At 61.1% G+C, this 18,459-nt stretch carries 13 protein-coding genes; 8 read left to right on the top strand and 5 right to left on the bottom strand.

What is annotated here, in order from left to right:
* Positions 1 to 139: 139 nt before the first annotated feature.
* Positions 140 to 1,810, top strand: coding sequence for a nitrite/sulfite reductase (locus tag V7756_RS13090; protein WP_335610632.1), 1,671 nt, complete (start codon positions 140 to 142; stop codon positions 1,808 to 1,810).
* Entirely contained in the window at positions 1,807 to 2,322 is a 516-nt protein-coding gene (locus tag V7756_RS13085; RefSeq protein WP_335610631.1) for a DUF934 domain-containing protein, read from the top strand. The genes V7756_RS13090 and V7756_RS13085 overlap by 4 nt, the downstream gene beginning before the upstream one ends.
* Before the next feature lie 417 nt (positions 2,323 to 2,739).
* Here V7756_RS13085 and V7756_RS13080 read toward each other — a convergent pair whose 3' ends face one another.
* Positions 2,740 to 4,830 (bottom strand): sulfatase-like hydrolase/transferase, encoded by a 2,091-nt coding sequence (locus tag V7756_RS13080; RefSeq protein ID WP_335610630.1) that lies wholly within the window; start codon positions 4,828 to 4,830, stop codon positions 2,740 to 2,742.
* Between the two features lie 297 nt (positions 4,831 to 5,127).
* Positions 5,128 to 6,120 (bottom strand): potassium channel family protein, encoded by a 993-nt coding sequence (locus V7756_RS13075; protein WP_335610629.1) that lies wholly within the window; start codon positions 6,118 to 6,120, stop codon positions 5,128 to 5,130.
* A gap of 277 nt (positions 6,121 to 6,397) precedes the next feature.
* Between V7756_RS13075 and V7756_RS13070 the strand changes: the two genes are divergently transcribed.
* From V7756_RS13070 to V7756_RS13050, 5 genes are read left to right on the top strand one after another with little or no spacing between them, the layout of a single operon-like run.
* Positions 6,398 to 8,200: a thiamine pyrophosphate-requiring protein gene (locus V7756_RS13070; protein ID WP_335610628.1), complete on the top strand. Its 1,803-nt coding sequence runs from the start codon at positions 6,398 to 6,400 to the stop codon at positions 8,198 to 8,200.
* Complete coding sequence (locus tag V7756_RS13065; RefSeq protein WP_335610627.1) at positions 8,197 to 9,306, top strand: enolase C-terminal domain-like protein; 1,110 nt, start codon at positions 8,197 to 8,199, stop codon at positions 9,304 to 9,306. The genes V7756_RS13070 and V7756_RS13065 overlap by 4 nt, the downstream gene beginning before the upstream one ends.
* Positions 9,307 to 9,316: 10 nt before the next feature.
* Entirely contained in the window at positions 9,317 to 10,285 is a 969-nt protein-coding gene (locus V7756_RS13060) for a hypothetical protein (protein ID WP_335610626.1), read from the top strand.
* Positions 10,285 to 10,923, top strand: coding sequence for a gluconate 2-dehydrogenase subunit 3 family protein (locus V7756_RS13055; protein WP_335610625.1), 639 nt, complete (start codon positions 10,285 to 10,287; stop codon positions 10,921 to 10,923). Before V7756_RS13060 ends, V7756_RS13055 begins: the two co-directional genes overlap by 1 nt.
* Positions 10,913 to 12,571 carry a GMC family oxidoreductase gene (locus V7756_RS13050; protein WP_335610624.1) on the top strand — a complete coding sequence of 553 codons (1,659 nt, stop codon included), beginning with the start codon at positions 10,913 to 10,915 and terminating at the stop codon, positions 12,569 to 12,571. Before V7756_RS13055 ends, V7756_RS13050 begins: the two co-directional genes overlap by 11 nt.
* On the opposite strand, the gene V7756_RS13045 is transcribed toward V7756_RS13050, so the two are convergent.
* On the bottom strand, positions 12,566 to 14,977 hold the full coding sequence (locus V7756_RS13045; protein WP_335610623.1) for a glycosyl hydrolase family 65 protein: 2,412 nt from the start codon (positions 14,975 to 14,977) through the stop codon (positions 12,566 to 12,568). The two genes, V7756_RS13050 and V7756_RS13045, sit on opposite strands and share 6 nt — an antisense overlap.
* Positions 14,964 to 15,938, bottom strand: a complete 975-nt coding sequence (locus V7756_RS13040; RefSeq protein WP_335610622.1) for a PfkB family carbohydrate kinase — start codon at positions 15,936 to 15,938, stop codon at positions 14,964 to 14,966. Before V7756_RS13040 ends, V7756_RS13045 begins: the two co-directional genes overlap by 14 nt.
* 321 nt (positions 15,939 to 16,259) lie before the next feature.
* Here V7756_RS13040 and grxB point away from each other — a divergent pair, with 321 nt between their 5' ends.
* Positions 16,260 to 16,904: a glutaredoxin 2 gene (gene grxB, locus V7756_RS13035; protein WP_335610621.1), complete on the top strand. Its 645-nt coding sequence runs from the start codon at positions 16,260 to 16,262 to the stop codon at positions 16,902 to 16,904.
* Between the two features lie 75 nt (positions 16,905 to 16,979).
* On the opposite strand, the gene gdhA is transcribed toward grxB, so the two are convergent.
* Positions 16,980 to 18,317: an NADP-specific glutamate dehydrogenase gene (gene gdhA, locus V7756_RS13030; protein ID WP_335610620.1), complete on the bottom strand. Its 1,338-nt coding sequence runs from the start codon at positions 18,315 to 18,317 to the stop codon at positions 16,980 to 16,982.
* Positions 18,318 to 18,459 lie beyond the last annotated feature (142 nt).

Here is an 18,459-nt window from a genome sequence, read left to right as displayed (position 1 = left end):
AATACGATCTGATCCCCTTTTTTTGCCTGAATCTGGGTCTGGTTGGTAAGCGCCTGGCTGCGCATAGTGGTGATCTGATCCGTGCTGCCCGTTGCCAGCGCCTTATTAGCGGCGCGCGCAGCCCACCCGAGAGGTTTGCATGTACCACTATGATGAATATGACCGCGCGCTGGTAACCGAGCGCGCAGCCCAGTTTCGCGATCAGGTTGCGCGGCGTCTGAGCGGTGAACTGAGCGAAGAAGAGTTTTTGCCGCTGCGCCTGCAGAACGGCCTGTATCTGCAGCGCCATGCTTACATGCTGCGGGTGGCGATCCCTTACGGCACCTTGTCGGCAGACCAGCTGCGTACGTTGGCCAGTGTCGCCCGCGACTTTGACCGCGGGTACGGCCACTTCACCACCCGGCAAAATATTCAGTACAACTGGATCCAGCTGGAGCAGGTACCGGATATTCTCGAACGGCTGGCGCAGGTTGATATGCACGCCATCCAGACATCGGGCAACTGTGTGCGCAACATCACCACCGAAGCCTTCGCCGGGGTGGCTGCGGATGAGGTACTGGACCCGCGTCCGCTGGCCGAGATTCTGCGGCAGTGGTCGACCGTCAACCCGGAGTTTCTCTACTTGCCGCGCAAGTTCAAGATTGCGCTGTGCTCGGCTACCGAAGATCGCGCGGCGGTGATGATGCACGACATCGGCCTGTACCTGTACCGCGATGCAAGCGGCGAGATGCTGTTCGACGTCATGGTCGGCGGCGGCCTGGGGCGTACGCCTATTCTTTCGCAGCCGATCCGCCGTGCGCTGCCCTGGCGCCATCTGCTGTCGTACGTCGAGGCGGTACTGCGGGTGTACAACCGGCATGGCCGACGCGACAACAAGTACAAGGCGCGGATCAAGATTCTGGTCAAGGCGCTGGGGATCGAGGCCTTCGCTAGTGAGGTCGATGCCGAGTGGGAGCATATCAAGGACGGGCCGGCCGAGCTGACCGAAGCCGAGTTCAGCCGGGTAGCGGCCAACTTTGTGCCGCCAGCCTATCTGCCGCAGCCGGCTACTGACCTCGGCTATGGCACAGCGCTGGCGCAAGATCCTCAGTTTACCCGCTGGGTTCAACGCAACACCCGCGCGCACAAGGTGCCGGGCTACGTGTCCGTCACGCTGTCGACCAAACCCGGTGGCGATACCCCGCCCGGCGATGTCACCGCCGATCAGATGGAGCAGGTTGCCGACCTGGCGGAGCGCTTCGGCTTTGGTGAAGTTCGCGTGGCGCATGAGCAGAATCTGGTCTTGCCGGATATTGCCAAGGCCGATCTTTACCGCTTCTGGCAAGCGGCCTGTGAAGCCGGCTTGGCGACGGCCAATATCGGGCTACTGACCGATGTGATTGCCTGCCCCGGCGGCGACTATTGCTCACTGGCCAATGCCAAATCCATTCCGGTAGCGCAAGCGATCCAGCATCGCTTTGCCGATCAGACGCTGCTGCAGGATTTGGGCGAGATCAGCCTGAATATCTCCGGCTGCATGAACGCCTGCGGGCATCACCATATTGGCAACATCGGCATTCTCGGCGTCGACAAGAACGGTAGTGAGTGGTACCAGTTCACCATTGGTGGGGCGCAAGGCAAGCAGAGCGCACTGGGCAAGGTGATTGGCCCCGCCTTCAGCGCCGCCGAGGTGCCGAATGTGATTGCGCATCTGGCAGATGTGTACCGCGAACTGCGCATCGAGCGCGAGCGTTTTGTCGATACGGTCGCCAGGCTGGGGCTGGAGCCTTTCAAGGCTCGGGTCTATCAGCGGCAGGAGGCGAGCGCGTGAATAACTTGATACGCCTGAGCGGCGCAATCGCCGAGTTGGTTGACGCTGATCCCTGGCTGCTGGCGCTGACGCTGCCCGAAGCGCCGACTGCGCCGCTGATCCTGTCTTTGCGTGACTGGCTTGCGCGTCAGCCAGCGGCAGGGTTACCACAGGAGCAGTCACGCGTGGATGCCGTCTGCCTGCAGCCCGATGACGACGCCGAGCAGCTGCAACCCTATTTGTCGGTATTGCCCCTGATTGCGGTGCACTTTCCTACTTTTCGTGATGGTCGTGGCTACAGCCAGGCCTATTTGCTACGCACGCGAATGGGCTGGCAGGGCGAACTGCGGGCCGTGGGAGATGTGCTGCGAGATCAGCTCAGCCATATGCGCCAATGCGGTTTTGATGCATTTGCGGTGCGTGAAGACAAATCAGCCGTTGATGCTCTAAAGGGGCTGGCCGGCATGAGTGTGCTCTACGGCCGTTCGGCCATTGAGCCACGGCCGCTATTCCGACGTCGGCGCCGCCCATGATCAGGAGGTCGTGGCACTTCTGCTGATGTTGGGGCGCGTATCGGCAAAGGGTTGTTTGGCGTTGCGTCACTAGCAGTACTTCGCAAGCATGTTCCGCTTGGGGGTAACCTGAGCGGGCAGAGAGGCAGACTCGGCCAGTATTACCACCAAATCCGGTATTTGGCCGCACACCAACCCGGCTGGACACCCCCTGAAGTCGTCCATCCCGGTTCCCCGGTACATTAGTAACACGGACCTTTCTGCCGGCGCTTACCATCCTGGTGTTGAGCGGGTGCGAGCGCTTTATCAAGCCTGGAGTGGATACCCAGGCCAATTGATTCAGCCTGCGGGCCGCGAGGTCAGCAGCAAAAGCTCATAGTGCATCCCCTGTTCTGCAGACGGGGCAGCCCGCAGAACAGGCGTCAGCCCAAAGACAGCTCAGAGGCAACTTAGTCCCAGATTGTCTTCAATGATCTGACGGTCTGCCGCGTCGGTCACCCCGTCCAAGTTGAAGTCATACCAGCTGGAACGCCCCTGGTTGAGCTCGGAAAAGTAGGCCCAGTCGGTCAGGTCCTGCTCGTCAATGACCCGGTCCAGGTTGCCGTCGCCAGGACAGTTGGGCTCTGAATTGATCACCTTGTCCAGCTCGGCCAGCAGGTCATCGTAGTGCTGCTGTTGTACCGGCGTGAGCGATGGGCGGGTGAGCAGATCCTGCGCGGGGAGGTTGTCCAGTCCCAGGGCCGATCCGCTTTCGTTGATTTCGTAGAACTCGTAGCTCTGAGTCAGGCCGCCGGCATCGCAGTTGGGCTCTTCCATTTGCAACAGCTTGAAGCTGTCATCACGAACCGTACGTTGGGTTTCCGCGAGAATGTCGAACGGCGCTTCTCCCTCATCAACACGGTAGGCGTTGACCGCGCAGCAGGAGCTGAACGATTGGCCGGGTACTACGCCGCCATCGCCATACCAGGTGCCGCCCTCGGATATGCACAATCCTTCTTGCGGAAAGAGCTGAAGGCAGATGTTCACATCGGTCAGCACACAGGGTTGGGGGACTTCGCTGGCCAGGTTGCGGCCCGACATGGAGAAGTTGCTGTCGCGCACCGGCGAGGCTTCCGGGCCGGCCAGATAGGCATCCATGGGTTGCGCATCCAGCCGCTCGGCCACTACGGGTGCGCTCAGATCAGCGCCGCCCAGGGTGGCAAAAAGATGGTAAAGGTCAGTCGAGTTGACCATCGCATTCACGGCGCGCCCCGGTTGCTCGACGGTTGCGCCAGACACGATCAGGGGCACCCAGATTCCGCCCTGATATACCGTGCCCTTGCTGCGTGCCGGCAGGAAAGGCTCCTTGACCACCGGGCCATAGGTGCCGTTGTCGCCGATGAATGCAACCACCGTATTGCTGGCCGGATTGTATTCCAGCTCGCCGGCATCGTTTTCGGTATACACCCCGGCGGCAAGCAGTACCCGGCGTATCTCGGTATCCAATGCTTCCATGGTCTGGTTCATCAGCTTGCGGGTATCGGCGCCGTCGGCACAGTCGATGCCGCTGTCCAGCGCGCCGGCTTCCGGTGCAAGGCTGGCGGGGGCGGGCTGCAATGGCGCATGCGAGGCTGAATAGCCGAGCGTGAGCATCCATGGCTGATCGGTGTTCTGGGCAGCCATCCAGTCGATAGCAAAATTGGACTCCAGCTGGCTGCGATACAGGCGCGTAGCGGGATTGTCTACATCCAGGCGCTGGGAGCCGGTTTCTTCGCTGATGGTGACTTCGGCAGTGTAGTAGGCGTTTTGGCGAGTGAAGTCGAGATAGGTCGGCAGCGTGTCGGCACACACCTGGCCGGGATCGAACAGGCCACTAGCTTCCAGACAGGCCTTGCCAGGGACCGGGTCGGTGGCAGTGCTGAGCTCTGAGCAGGCACCGCTTGGCTGATAGCAGGCGCCGCTGTCGGCGCCCTGCGGATGGTCCGCAGCCAGGGGTACAAAGCCGCAGCTGAACGGCTGCGCGCTGGGGTCGAGATTGTCTAGCCCGGCGGTAACGTCAATCGGGCGCGGACCGCCGTCAAAGTAACCGGCGAAATAATCAAAGCCCAAGGCTCTGATCGCCTCATCGCCGAAGGGATGGTTGGCCGGGTTGACGTCGGAGCCGGTCACGTGAATCTTGCCGATATAGGCGCTGACATAGCCCTGGTCGGCCAATACACGGGGCAGTGAACGCTCGAAGGGCGACATCTGCGAGTTGGCGAAGTCGGTGGAGACAATGGCGGTATTGACGTTGGTACGCGGCGGATATCGGCCGCTGAAGAGCGCGGCGCGCGTAGTGGAGCAGGTGGGCATTGACCAGGTATTACTGAAACGCAGGCCCGTCGCAGCCAGGCTGTCGATGGTGGGCGTTGCCGGCGGCTGTACGCCGCCAAAGCCGAAGCTGGCCAGTTGGTCGACGCCCACGTCATCGGCGATGATCAGAATCAGGTTGGGCTTGTTGCCAGGCGCTGGGGCGCTGACGTCCTCTGATGAGCCGTTGCTGCTGTCCAAACACGCCGTCAGCGCTAAGCTGGCAGCGACGATCATCAGCGCGCGATAGAAGAGAAAACCTGTTTTTTGCTGTGCATTTGCTGGCTTTGTGATCACGGTGCGGCTGCTTTTTGTTATAGGTGGCAGATGCAGGGATATTAGGCCCGCCGGCAGCAGATGTATGCATATATTTGCGCTGCTTGTAGGCGCTGATCGCGGGCCCTGACTGCCTCGTGCGTACTTGGGCAGGCGCCGGCAATCCCAACGACCGCCAGAGCTGACAGAGCATAGTTTGAGGTTTGCCAGCGCTGTCGATGGCTATTGGGTCGCCCAGCCATCCTCTGCGCACAACGCCAGTAGCCTTCTGCGCAAGGGGTGGTACTCCTGATAGCGGTCGGCAAACTCATTTTCTTCCGGGCGAGCGCCCAGGCGAGCAGCGAGCTGACGCAGGTATTCACGCTCCGGTTCACTGTGGGCGTCGCTGGTTGCAGCCATGGCGGGACCGACTCTGCTGAAGCCGACAAAATTTTCTATGCTGCTGCGTAGCACACGGGTCAGGCCCTGGAATGAAGCCGACTGGCTCAGCTCCAGCACAAAGAGTGTATCTGCCAGCAGCAGTAAGCCGCGCGCAGGAGACTGCTGATGCTGGGTTGCATGAAAGTATTTCAACACTGGGAAGGCGAGATGCCGCAAACCCTGTTGGTCGATGCTCAGCGATAGGTTCAGCAGGTAATTCTTCAACGAGCCCGCGGGATCATGCAAACGCGCGCTGTCGATTATCTCGGCCGGAGTGTTGCCCAACGCGAAAATGCTGGTTCCCAGGCTACGCCTCTGCACTGCTGCCGACACCACCGACAACACATATGACAGGGACACCGTCAGCACGATGGTTGCCATCAGTGTGCCCAGCGTGCTGATCAGGGTCCAGGGATAGCCGGCTGGTACCCAGTCGCCGTAACCCAGACTGGACAGGGTGGTATTGGCGAAATACAGCGTCTGCAGATAGTCGGCCGGTTCGCCGGTACTGCCGTTAATTACTGCGCCGGGATGGCTTGCCAGCATCAGAAAGATGGCCAGCGTCAGCAGCAGATACCAGCCGAGAATACTGCACAGGATCATCGCCGGGCCGGCAAAGCGCAAGGCGCCATGGATAGCGCGCCGTTGATGTAGCCAGAGCAGCGCCCGCCACACAGTGCGATAACAACGCCCACTGACCGGCCCGGCACCACTGGTGCTGAACACGGTGACAAACTGGTCCCACAGGGTTACAGCCGCTACCAGAGCGGCCAGCAGCACAACAATCGATTCCATCAAAGCCTCCCTTGTCTTCCCTTGTGACCGCCCATCCCTGCTTCGCGTTCGCTCCGCCTTGACGGCGCGAGCGCAGCCCGAAAATGGTTGAACTTCGCTGGCGTCGACGGTATCGCAAGCACTATCAAGCATTGTTCTTTGGCAGAGAAGCTCGCGCGTCGTTGGTGATGTCAGATCAGATATGCCGCCTCTGGGCTGTGGGATATATATCTGGACCGTGGCGCTTTTGCGTTCCCGCGCATCTCTGCTTGCATCAGCAACCAGGAGGAGCTCCAGCATGGGCAGCATGACGGTCGGGGATTACTTCGTAGAAAGGCTTTACCAATGGGGTGTGCGGCGTATCTATGGTTACCCCGGTGACGGTATCAACGGGGTGCTGGGCGCGCTTAACCGAGCCAACGGCAAAATCCGGTTTATCCAGGCAAGGCACGAGGAAATGGCCGCCTTCATGGCCTCGGCGGATGCGAAGTTCACTGGCGGACTGGGGGTGTGCCTGTCTACTTCCGGCCCCGGCGCTTCGCATCTATTGACCGGGCTCTATGACGCACGCCTTGACCATATGCCGGTACTGGCTATCGCCGGTCAACAGGCGCGCACCGCGCTGGGAACGCATTATCAGCAGGAGATTGATCTGCCATCCATGTTCAAGGATGTAGCGGGTGCCTTCGTGCAGCAGGCCAGTGCGCCAGCGCAGGTGCGTCATCTGGTGGACCGGGCGATTCGCACTGCCGTGGGTGAGAGCCGGGTGACCGCCGTCATTCTGCCTAACGATCTGCAGGATGCCGAATACACCGAGCCGCCGCGCAGCCACGGCGCGGTGAAATCAGGCATTGGCTACAGCAAACCGAAGGTGATGCCGTACGAAGCTGACCTGCGCCGCGCTGCAGAAGTGCTCAATGCCGGCAAGAAGGTAGCGATACTGGTCGGTGCTGGCGCGCTGCAAGCGACCGATGAAGTGATCGCGGTCGCCGAGAAACTGGGCGCCGGCGCGGCCAAGGCGCTGCTCGGCAAGGCGGCGTTGCCCGATGACCTGCCCTGGGTGACCGGTTCTATTGGCCTGCTCGGCACCGAGCCAAGCTACAAGCTGATGACCGAGTGCGACACCTTTCTGATGATTGGCTCAGGCTTCCCCTATTCGGAGTTTCTGCCCGAAGAAGGACAGGCGCGCGGTGTGCAGATCGATATCAAGGCCGACATGCTGAGCATTCGCTACCCCATGGAGGTCAATCTGCAGGGCGAAACTGGCGAAACCCTGCGCGCACTGCTGCCCATGCTCGAGCAAAAGAGTGATCGCAGCTGGCGGCAGAAGGTCGAGAAATGGCGCGCAAAATGGGAAGAGGAGCTGGAAGAGCGAGCGATGGCCACCGCCGAGCCGATCAATCCCCAGCGCGTGGCCTGGGAGTTGTCACCCCGTTTGCCGGATCAGGCGATCATCACCAGTGATTCGGGCTCCTGTGCCAACTGGTTTGCCCGCGACATCAAGATACGCCGCGGCATGATGTGTTCACTGTCTGGCGGTTTGGCGTCCATGGGCGCTGGCGTGCCCTACGCCATTGCCGCCAAGTTCGCCTATCCCGAGCGCACTGTCATCGCCATGGTGGGCGATGGGGCCATGCAGATGAACAACATGGCAGAGCTGATCACTGTCGCCAAATACTGGCGCGAATGGGACAGCCCCAAGTGGATTTGCTGCGTGTTTAACAATGAAGACCTGAATCAGGTGACCTGGGAGCAGCGGGTGATGGAAGGCGACCCCAAATTCGAGGCCTCGCAGAATATTCCCGATGTGCCCTATCACCGCTTTGCCGAGTCCATTGGCCTCAAGGGCATTTTTGTGGATCGCGACGATCAGGTAGCCAGCGCCTGGGATGAAGCCTTGGCGGCTGATCGACCGGTGCTGATCGAGTTCAAGACCGATCCCAACGTGCCGCCGTTACCGCCGCACATCAAGCTGGAGCAGGCCAAGGCCTACGCTTCCACCTTGCTGCAGGGCGATCCAAACCAGGCGGGCATCATCAGGCAGACGGCCAAACAGGTGCTTGGCTCGGTCATGCCGGGGCATCACAAGGACAACGAATGAGCGTGCCGGCAGATAGCCGTATCCGCGAGCTGCGGGTGAGCGCTTATCGTGTGCCCACCGATGCCGCCGAGACCGACGGTACTCTTAGCTGGGGTGCAACCACGCTGATTCTGGTAGAGCTTGATGCGGCCAACCAGACCGGCATCGGATACACCTACGCCGACGCTTCGCTTGCGGCGCTGATAAACGGCCACTTGCGCGCCTCGGTAGAAGGGCAGGATGCTTTGGCTATCGGACAGATAAATGAGCGCTTGTGGTCCAGCGTGCGCAATCTCGGCCGCTCCGGCCTGGCTGCCTGTGCGATTTCTGCCATCGATACGGCGCTGTGGGATCTCAAGGCGCGCTTGCTGAACCTGCCACTGGCGCAGCTGCTGGGGCTACGCCGTGACCGGGTGGCGGTCTACGGCAGCGGCGGTTTTATCAACTACGATAATGCGCGCCTGAGTGATCAACTGGCCAGTTGGGTCGAAGAGGGCGGCTGCAGTTGGATAAAGATGAAGGTGAGCGCCGATGCCGTGCACGAGGCTAGGCGCGTGCAGATCGCACGCGCGGCGGTGGGCGATGCGGGTCTGTTTATCGACGCCAACGGCGCGCACAGTCCACGCAGCGCCATTGCTTTTGCGCGGCGAATTGAAGAGCAGCAAGTGAGCTGGTTTGAAGAACCGGTCAGCTCGGATGATGTTGCGGGCCTGCATCAGGTGCGCCAAGCGCTTGATGCCAGCGGACAGAACATGGATGTAGCAGCCGGTGAGTATGGCTATACCGCAGATGATTTCCGCCACTTGCTGGAGCATCAGGCCGTCGATGTGTTGCAGGCTGATGTAACGCGCTGCGGCGGCGTCACCGGCTTCATGCAGGCTGCCGCCTTGTGCGACGCCTTCCACCTGCCGCTTTCAGCACATTGTGCCCCGGCGCTGCATTTGCATCTTTGCTGCGCCGCACCGCGTCTTCGTCATCAGGAATGGTTTCACGATCATGTGCGCTTGGAATCCATGCTGTTTGAGGGCGTACCACAGTTGTTACATGGCCATATCACGCCTGACCTGACGCAGCCCGGTCACGGCCTGCGACTGCGCCGGGCAGATGCGCAACGCTACGCAGCTTGACGGAGGGTTCATGGTGTCTCGCACACAGCTCAGGCTACTCGCTCTGGGTGCCACTGCCGCAGTGGGTGCCGCCTCGCTGAGTTGGCAGAAACACGAGAAACGCGGCCGCGGCCTACTGTTTACCCCCAGCGCGGGAACCCTGGTGGATGCCGCGCGCACGCTCAATCGTGGCGCGGGGCTGTTGGCCACCTCGGTCGCGCTTGACAGTGCGCTGGAGCATTACCGTGGCGACTTTCACAATCGTGCCATGTACGCGCCGCTGGTTACCTCGACCTTGTCGTTGCTGGCCAGCGGGCACGGGCAGAGCGACGCCGCTACTGTGGCCAGCAAAAGACGTAACCCCATCTACCTGCTCGCCGGGCTGACAGGAGTGATAGGGAGCGGCTTTCATCTATACAACGTCAGCAAGCGACCGGGTGGCTTCAGCTGGAGCAATCTGTTTTATGCCGCGCCGCTGGGTGCACCTTCGGCGCTGGCGCTGTCTGGACTCCTGGGCCACTACGCCGAGCGCCTGCGCAATGCCAGCGGCGAGCAGCGCCCACGCGTATTTGGCCTGCCAGCTGGTAAGTCAGTGGCCTTGATGGCCGCCGGTGGGTTACTGGGCACCAGTACCGAAGCAGGGCTGCTGCATTTTCGCGGCTCCTTCCAGAATCCGGCGATGTTTCTCCCCGTGAGCCTGCCTCCCCTCGCCGGGGTGCTGCTGGCTGCCAGCGCAGTGACCAGCCCCCGGCGACAGCGGTTGCGCTGGTGGTCACGTCTGATGTTGCGCGCTAGCGCTTTCATGGGCTTCGCCGGGGCTGGCTTTCATGCCTTGGGAGTAGCCCGCAACAACGGGGGCTGGCGTAACTGGCGACAGAACGTGCAGGCAGGGCCGCCACTACCAGCGCCGCCGAGTTTTACCGGTCTGGCGCTGGCTGGCCTGGCAGCGCATTCACTGCTGGATGAAGAGAAACCGCCAGCGACCACCCGGAGGCTTTGATGTTACCGCGCTATCCTGATTACGACGTATTGCGCAAGCGCCAGGGCCCATCATGGAACGAGCCGAGCCGGCAGGTAGTGGCGCAGCGCCTGGCGCTGCGTAACGAGGCCGGCTTCTTCAATCCGACGCAATGGCATACCTTGCAGGCGGTATGCGAGCGCATAGTGCCGCAGCCAGACGATAGACCGTCAGTGCCTTTGGCCGCCATGGTCGAACAGAAGATCAGCCATGGGAGTGATGGTTACCGCGATAGCCGTCTGCCGTCGCTGCAGGTGGCCTGGATACGGGCACTGGATGCGCTGGACCTGACGGCCGAGCAGCAGCACCAGCAGCCCTTTACGCAATTGCGAGCGGCGCAGCAGGACGAACTGCTCACGGCCATGCAGCGCGATGAACTGTCGGGGCCAGCGTGGCAGGGAATGTCGGCCGCCTTGTGCTTCCAGCAGAGGCTGCTGCACGATATCTGCGCCGCCTATTACAGCCATCCCACCGCCTGGAACGAGTTGGGTTTCGGCGGACCTGCCAGCCCGCGGGGTTACGTACGTCTGGCAGAGAACAGTCGCGATGGCTGGGAGGCGGCGCAAGCGCGCCCAGGCGATAACAATCAGGCGCGGAAATTGAACCGGCATGTTCGTTGACCCGCTCTACGAGGCTCTGCACGAGCCGCGGGGTGGCAGGGGGCGTGCTCCGGATGTGATGCGCCGTGGTGGTTGGCTGCCGATGCGCGAATATGCTGAGGACGAGGCGGTGGACTTCGCCATCGTCGGCAGCGGCGCAGGGGGAGGGACCCTGGCATGCAAACTGGCCGAAGCAGGGTTTTCCGTGGTGGTATTTGATGCGGGCGCCTGGTGGCGTCCGCTGGAAGACTTTGCCTCGGATGAGGCCCATCAACAGAAACTCTTCTGGACCGATGAGCGCTTGTGCGACGGGGCCAACCCCTTGCAGCTGGGTACCAACAACAGCGGCAAATCGGTGGGCGGCAGCACGGTGCATTTTGCGATGGTCTCGCTGCGCATGCGCCCGGAATGGTTCAAGGCTCGGTCATTGCTGGGTTACGGCTTCGATTGGCCGTTGGACTGGCGGGAGATGTGGCATTACTACCGGGAGGTAGAACAAAGCCTGAAAATTTCTGGCCCGGTGCGTTATCCGTGGGGGCCAAAGCGGCCGCGATATCCCTATCGGCAGCACGAAATAAATGCGTCGGGGCTGGCACTGGCCAAGGCCTGCGATGCCATGGGCGTAAATTGGGCAGCAACGCCGCTGGCCACGCTCTCGGCACCGCGCGGTGATGCGCCGCCCTGCGTCTACCGTGGCTTCTGCGTTACCGGTTGCTCTACCAACGCCAAGCAGAGTGTGCTCAATACATGGATTCCCCGTGCTGTGCAGGCAGGCGGCGAAGTACGTGATCTGGCCATGGTCGGCCGTATTGAAACCGCTAGCGACGGGCTGGTCAGTGGCCTGCACTACCAACGTCAAGGGCAATGGCGATTCCAGCGTGCACGTAACGTGGTCGTTGCCGGTTACGCGATAGAAACGCCTCGGCTGCTGCTCAACTCCGCCAACCCACGTTACCCGGACGGTCTTGCCAACAGCAGTGGGCTGCTAGGCAAGAATCTGATGGTACATACCAATCAGGCGGTCTGGGGCCGGGTAGAGGAGGAGATTCGCTGGTACAAGGGCCCACCCTCATTGGCAATTACCGAACACTGGAATTACGAGGATGCAAGCAAGGACTTTCATGGCGGTTACGCAATCATGAGCCAAGGCCCGCTACCCGCAGCATGGGCCACCACGCTGGCTGGCAGCCGTGGTCTCTGGGGGCAGGAGCTGGTGGATGAGATGGCTTGGTACAACCATCAGGTGGGGCTGAAAATCGTTGGAGAGACACTGCCGCAGGAAGCCAATCGAGTAACGCTGGCCGAGCAGAAAGACCAGTACGGGTTACCCATCGCCCGGGTAACCTGGTCGATGGGCGACAACGACCATCGCTTGGTGAATCACGCCCTTGGCTTCATGCAGCGAGGCCTGGAGGGCATCGGCGCCAGTAATATCTGGGCCGAAACCGGCGGGACCGCGCATCTGCTGGGAACCGCGCGCATGGGGTTTGATCCGGCCAGCAGTGTGGTGGATGCCGACTGCCGTAGCTGGGATATACCCAATCTGTGGATTTGCGACGGCTCAGTATTTCCTACCTCCGGCGGGGTAAATCCTTCGCTTACCATTCAAGCCATCGCCTGCCGCACCGCAGACCGCATTCAGGCGATGGCCAAGCGCGGCGAGCTATGACCTGACACTGTATTGATGAGGTCGGAGGCAGTCCAGAACAAGACGCTCGCCCGGCGCCAGCATTTGTCGGCCTCCTGCGTGGGTTATCGGCATGGCTTCGGCATTGCTCGGGTGGGCGTCTATCTGCAGCTCTCGCCCCTGCAGGCTGAACTGAAAGCGCGCCCCGCGATAGCCGATGTCAAGACTGACGCCGTCGAGCTCCTCGGGCGGCAAAGGGAATACATGCAAGCCGTCCAGTGCCGGCCGAATGCCAAGATAGTGGCGCTGCAGCACGTCGAGCGAGCCCGACATGGCGCCAAGATGAACCCCTTCAATGGTGCCACCCTGCGCAGGGGCGTCGAGATCAACGCCCATGCTGCGCCGAAAAAATGCCCAGGAAGCGCTCGGATCGAAACACGCCAGCGCGCCGGCGCAAACCACCTTGGATAGGCTCGACTCATGCGTGAGGTTAGCCAGGTGGTAATCTGCAGTGCGCCGCAGCGCCTGATCGGAGAATTCGTAGCCGAGGCCTTCGAGCAAGGCGCGCAGCGCCGGTTGGGGAAACAGGTAAAGCAGCATCAGCACGTCCGGCTGTTTGGTCAGACGATAGTCGTCAGCGCGGTCACCTTTGGCTTCGAGCATCCAGTCCAGGCGGGGCCGGTCACCTTTTTTCCAATCATCCGGTACGGGTTTCAAATCCTCGACACCATCGAACTGCGCAAGCACACCGTCGTCACGGATTGGCAGGTACATGTTGCGGATGATCCGATGCCACTCTGCCGGCTCGCCGGACTGCAGCGCCACGCGTCGACACAAGGCTCGAGCTCTATCGCGCGGCAGTATATCCAGCGCCTGAAGCGCTACCGACAGGGCCCAGACCGCCATCAGGTTGGTATAGGCATTGTTATCCAGGCCAGGCTCGTCGCTGCCCGGTGGCAGGTTGTGATACTCGTCAGGACCAATTACGCCGCGGATCACAAATCGCTCCTGTTCCCACTGGCCGATGCTGGCCCAGAAACGGGCTACCTCAAGCATCAGCTCACCCGCTTCACCGGCGAGTAGGTCCTCGTCGCCTGTGGCCAGGTAGAGCTGCCAGGCATCGTGGACTATGGCCGAGCCAACATGGCGCTGCCGCCAGGTATGGTCCCGCATCCAGTGACCGGACAACGGATTGCACTGAAACGGCGGTGTCTGCTCCCAGCCGGTATCGGCGCTACGCCAGGGGAACATGGCGCCGCGCAGGCCGGCGCGGCGGGCGCGCTCGCGGGCATCGTCCAAACGCAGATAGCGGTAATGCAGCAGCTCCCTGGCAAGCTCCGGAAAATGCGTCGTCAGAAACGGATAGGCGAAGATTTCATCCCAGAACACCTGGCCAAAATACCCCTCCTGCCAGGTGCGTGGCGGGAAACCAAGATCCTGCCCCAGACTCTGCGGCGACAGCGTTTGCATCAGATGAAAGACGTGCAAACGCAATGGCCGTTCAAGAGTGGCATCGTCCAGCGCTAGAGGTATGCGCGCCCATAGCTGGCGCCAGGCCCGTGTGTGGCACAATAGCAAGCGAGCAAAACCGCTGACGGGCAACTGGTGAAGCACCTGCTGCCGCGCTGCGTCGGCAGCAACGGGGATTTCATCATCCACCTGCACACGCACGCGTTTCTCGATGGTCAGGCGGCGCGTGCCGTCCAGGTGGCAGCGCGCTTGCTGTACCAACCGGTGATTTTTCTCATCACTGCGCCAGTCCAAAGCGCCGGCGCTGCAGGTTGTCTGTAGCGCCATTGCCAACCGCCGCCCGAGCGTAATCAGCGCAGCGCTTAGCGCAGCGCGTCCAGATGAGTCGGCGGTAATGGCTATATCGCGCAGGCGCGCGCCCTCATAAGCGCGGTTCTTGTCGATCAGATCATTCTTTACACCGCCGTCGAGTACCGAGCGCAGCAACAGTTGCTCACAGTCGGATGGCAGCTCCAGATCCCAACGAAGGACCGCCAACTGCGGATCGGCCAGGCTCAGCAGTCGTGTTTCGCGCAGCTTGAAGTCACCACCGCCCAACTGGAACCGCAGCGTCCGCTGCAACAAGGCGCGCTTCATGCACAGCGTCTGCTGGTAACCCTGTGCGGCCTCCGCTGGGCCAAACCAGTGTTCGCCGTCGAGTGAAAAGCTCAGACCGAAGGGGTCGGGTAAATTGACCAGCGCGGCCATGTGTACCGCCTCTGCGTTTACCTCACGCGCGGCACTGTCGTACCAACCCGCCCGATAGAACCCCGCGTAATGCACCTGCGACGATGCCGCCGGGGCAGCTGCAGCTTCAGGTGCGCTGGCGCGCCATGACAGCAACCCGTTGCCCAGAGCCAGCAGAGCCTCGCGGCGGCGCTGGTCATTGGGGTCGAAGTGTTTGAAATAGATCTGCCAGCGAGGTTCATCCAGACGCATCGAGGTTCCTTGGCTGATTGGTTAACGAATGGGCTTGCCTGATAATGTCTTCGCGGTTCGGATAGGCAGGCTTGGAGCCGTAGCCGGTGACGGCTATATTGGCTGCCGCCACACCCCAGACGGCGGCCTCCTGTGGCGCCTTGCCCTCGAGCAGAGCGATGGCGAATACGCCAGTGAACGCATCGCCAGCACCCGTGCTGTCGGTCGGTTCTGCCTGGCCGGGCGGCACATGGATGGTGCCATCGCCAGCGGCCAGTACACACCCGCCATCGCTGAGCCGCACGCAGGCGATCTGCACGCCGCTTTCATGCAGTTGCCTTGCTGCCCGCGCCGCCTGGTGAACCGAGCTGACGCGTATTCCGGTGAGGGTTTGCGCTTCGTCTGCGTTGGGCGTAATGGCCAGCAATTTGGCAAACATATCCGGCTCTACCCGGTCCGGGAAAGACGGGTCTACTACTACCGCGATGCCGTGTTGCTGAGCGGTGTCAATCGCCTGATGCGCTACAGCGGCCGGCACCTCGTAATCCACTATCAGGCAGGCTGGTGGGCGGGTCTGCGCAATGGCTTGCAACATCTTGTGGATAGCCGCTTCATCCCAGCAATCATTGGCGTTGGTCGAAAGTACGATGTGCTTTTTGCCGTCTGGCGGCACCATGATCATCGACATCCCCGTTGGCGTATTCGCCGCGGCGGTAACTGCGCTCAGATCCACGCCAGCGTCACGCAACCGACCCAAAGCCTGTTCCGCCAGATCGTCATCACCTACACGACCCAACAACCGACTGGTGTGCCCAAAGCAGGCACCAAGCCAGGCCGTGTTGCTGGCCTTGCCGCCAGCCAGGCGGGAAAAATCGTGCGCCAAGAGCGTTTCGCGGCTACCGACCGGCTGGTTTACTCGCACCTCGAAGTCGGCGTTGATACTACCCAGCGAGAGTAGGGTGCCCGGATAGGAAGCAGACATGGCAGTCTCCAGGTGACGTCTTCAAGGGTGCGGCTGCAGCGTTGTCAGACCAGGGTCGCAGCCAGCGCGCTGGAAGTTTGTGGTGGTGAATTGTGACCTGGCCCACAGGGGAAGAAGGCAGGCGCATCGGCTGGTCCTTTTTTCGGCTAAACAGGGCTCTGCCAGTAGAGCCCTTTGCCCCGCCACAGGTTCCTGGGATTTATCCGGAAGATCCTTTCGTCAGGCAATACGCAACAAAGGTTAAACCCATGCGCGCGGGCCTGGGTCACTAGCAAATGGACATCCCCATATCCGCTTCGGGACCAGCCGATCAGGTGGCTTATGAAACTGTACTACTACGACCATTGCCCGTTCAGCGCACGGGTACGCATGCTCTTGAACCTTAAAGAGATCAAGGTCAAAACCGTGGTGCTGCCGGCCGATGACGAACAGACCATCACCCGATTGCTGGGCCAGCATCAGATTCCCGTGCTGATACGTCAGGACGACACGCCCATGGCCGACAGCATGGGAATCGTGAAATATCTGGATTACCTGGATGGCAAGCCCATTGTGCGCAAGCCCGACACCGCCGAGCTGCAAAAATGGATTGAGGAGCTTGTGCCCAATCTGCAGTATCTGGGATATCCGCGCTGGACCCGAATCGGGCTTGAGGAGTTTGCCTCGCCCAGTGCCTACGAGCACTTTCTCAGGAAGAAGACCGCCAGCATTGGGGATTTCAACGAGGCGCTCGCCGATACCCACAACACCGCCTGTGACGTGAACAGGAATCTGGCGCAGCTGCAACACATCATTGATTTGACCTCACATCGCAGTGCGCTGCGCTGGGATGATATTGCCCTGTTCCCGATGCTGCGCAGTCTGAGCGTGGTCAAGGCGGTGCAGTGGCCGGACGCGGTGCGTACCTACACCGTTTGCCAGGCCAAGCGCTGCCGGCTGGACACCTTCTTTGATCGCGCATGCTAGATTTTGTGCGTGTTGCGCAAATGCCAAGCTGCGTCGCTTGGCATTGCCTTGAGCTGCTCGATGACTGCCTTGAGATCAGATCACGCCCTGGGCCAGCATTGCCTCGGCGACCTTCACGAAGCCGGCAATATTTGCGCCTTTGACGTAGTTGATGTAACCGTCATCCTCTCGGCCATGCTGTACGCAGGCTGAGTGGATGGATTTCATGATGCCATGCAGTTTCTCGTCGACCTCGCCCGCGCTCCAGTGCACGCGCATGGCATTTTGGCTCATTTCCAGACCGCTAACGGCTACCCCGCCGGCATTGGATGCCTTGCCCGGAGCAAAGAGAAGCCGGTTGGCAATGAACAGATCCACTGCTTTCAGGCTGCAGGGCATATTCGCCCCCTCGGCAACGCAGAGGCAGCCGTTGTCAATCAACCGCTGGGCGTCGCGCTCGTCCAGTTCGTTCTGGGTGGCGCAGGGCAGGGCAATATCGCATTCAAGGTGCCAGGGCGTTTGGCCTTCCAGGTAGCGGGCGGTGGCGCTGGCCATTTCCTCCAGGCGGCCGCGGCGTTCGTTCTTGAGCTCCATGAGCTCTCGCCACTGGTCTGCGGTCATGCCCTGCTCGAAGTGCAACGTGCCCTTTGAGTCGGAAACCGATATTACCAGTCCACCCAGATCGAGTACCTTCTGAACGGCGTATTGGGCCACGTTACCGGCCCCGGAAATCGCCACGCGTTTGCCGGCAAAGCTTTCGTCACGGCCCTTGAGCATTTCCTCGGCAAAGTACACGCAGCCATAACCGGTCGCCTCCGGGCGTATGCAACTGCCGCCGTAGGACAGCCCCTTGCCGGTGAGCACCGAGGTGAACTCGTTGCGCATTCTCTTGTACTGGCCGTACAGGTAGCCGATTTCCCGTGCACCTACGCCAATGTCGCCGGCGGGTATGTCCAGGTCTGCTCCAATGTGCCGCGACAACTCCGTCATGAAGGCTTGGCAGAAGCGCATGACTTCCGCGTCGCTTCTGTTCTTGGGGTCGAAATCGGAGCCTCCCTTGCCACCACCCATGGGCAAGGTAGTCAGGGCGTTCTTCAGCACCTGCTCAAAGGCAAGAAATTTGAGCGTCCCCAGAGTGACCGAAGGATGAAACCGCAGGCCACCCTTGTAGGGGCCGATACTGCTGTTCATCTGGATGCGGTAGCCGCGATTGACCTGGACCTGATTGGCGTCGTCCAGCCAGGCAACGCGAAACATGATGACGCGCTCGGGTTCCAGCAAGCGGTCAATAATGCCCGCCTTGAGGTATTTCGGGTTCTCTTCGAGAAAGGGCCACAACGAAGTCAGAACTTCCTCCACGGCTTGATGGAACTCGGGTTGGCCGGGGTCGCGGTGTTTTACTTGATCAAGATAGCTTGCAAGGGATTGGCGCATTGTTGTCTCTCAAGGATAGGCAGATCAGCGGTGCACTATACTGGCATGACTCAAGCGCCGCACCAAGCTGGTGCGTTATCGATGATTTAGAGACAACAGCGCTCAGGCAGTGGTTCGCTTTTCAGCTGCTCGCCGCCCCTCC

This window comes from Halopseudomonas sp. (assembly GCF_036961105.1).
GTDB lineage: Bacteria > Pseudomonadota > Gammaproteobacteria > Pseudomonadales > Pseudomonadaceae > Halopseudomonas.
This window is presented reverse-complemented; position numbering and strand designations above follow the sequence as displayed.

Bases quoted from the DNA above. Each gene is read 5' to 3' on its own strand.
- V7756_RS13090 (WP_335610632.1), top strand. From the start codon at position 140: ATGTACCACTATGATGAATATGACCGCGCGCTGGTAACCGAGCGCGCA.
- V7756_RS13075 (WP_335610629.1), bottom strand. From the start codon at position 6,120: ATGGAATCGATTGTTGTGCTGCTGGCCGCTCTGGTAGCGGCTGTAACC.
- V7756_RS13070 (WP_335610628.1), top strand. From the start codon at position 6,398: ATGGGCAGCATGACGGTCGGGGATTACTTCGTAGAAAGGCTTTACCAA.
- V7756_RS13065 (WP_335610627.1), top strand. From the start codon at position 8,197: ATGAGCGTGCCGGCAGATAGCCGTATCCGCGAGCTGCGGGTGAGCGCT.
- V7756_RS13060 (WP_335610626.1), top strand. From the start codon at position 9,317: ATGGTGTCTCGCACACAGCTCAGGCTACTCGCTCTGGGTGCCACTGCC.
- V7756_RS13055 (WP_335610625.1), top strand. From the start codon at position 10,285: ATGTTACCGCGCTATCCTGATTACGACGTATTGCGCAAGCGCCAGGGC.
- V7756_RS13050 (WP_335610624.1), top strand. From the start codon at position 10,913: ATGTTCGTTGACCCGCTCTACGAGGCTCTGCACGAGCCGCGGGGTGGC.
- V7756_RS13045 (WP_335610623.1), bottom strand. From the start codon at position 14,977: ATGCGTCTGGATGAACCTCGCTGGCAGATCTATTTCAAACACTTCGAC.
- V7756_RS13040 (WP_335610622.1), bottom strand. From the start codon at position 15,938: ATGTCTGCTTCCTATCCGGGCACCCTACTCTCGCTGGGTAGTATCAAC.
- grxB (WP_335610621.1), top strand. From the start codon at position 16,260: ATGAAACTGTACTACTACGACCATTGCCCGTTCAGCGCACGGGTACGC.
- gdhA (WP_335610620.1), bottom strand. From the start codon at position 18,317: ATGCGCCAATCCCTTGCAAGCTATCTTGATCAAGTAAAACACCGCGAC.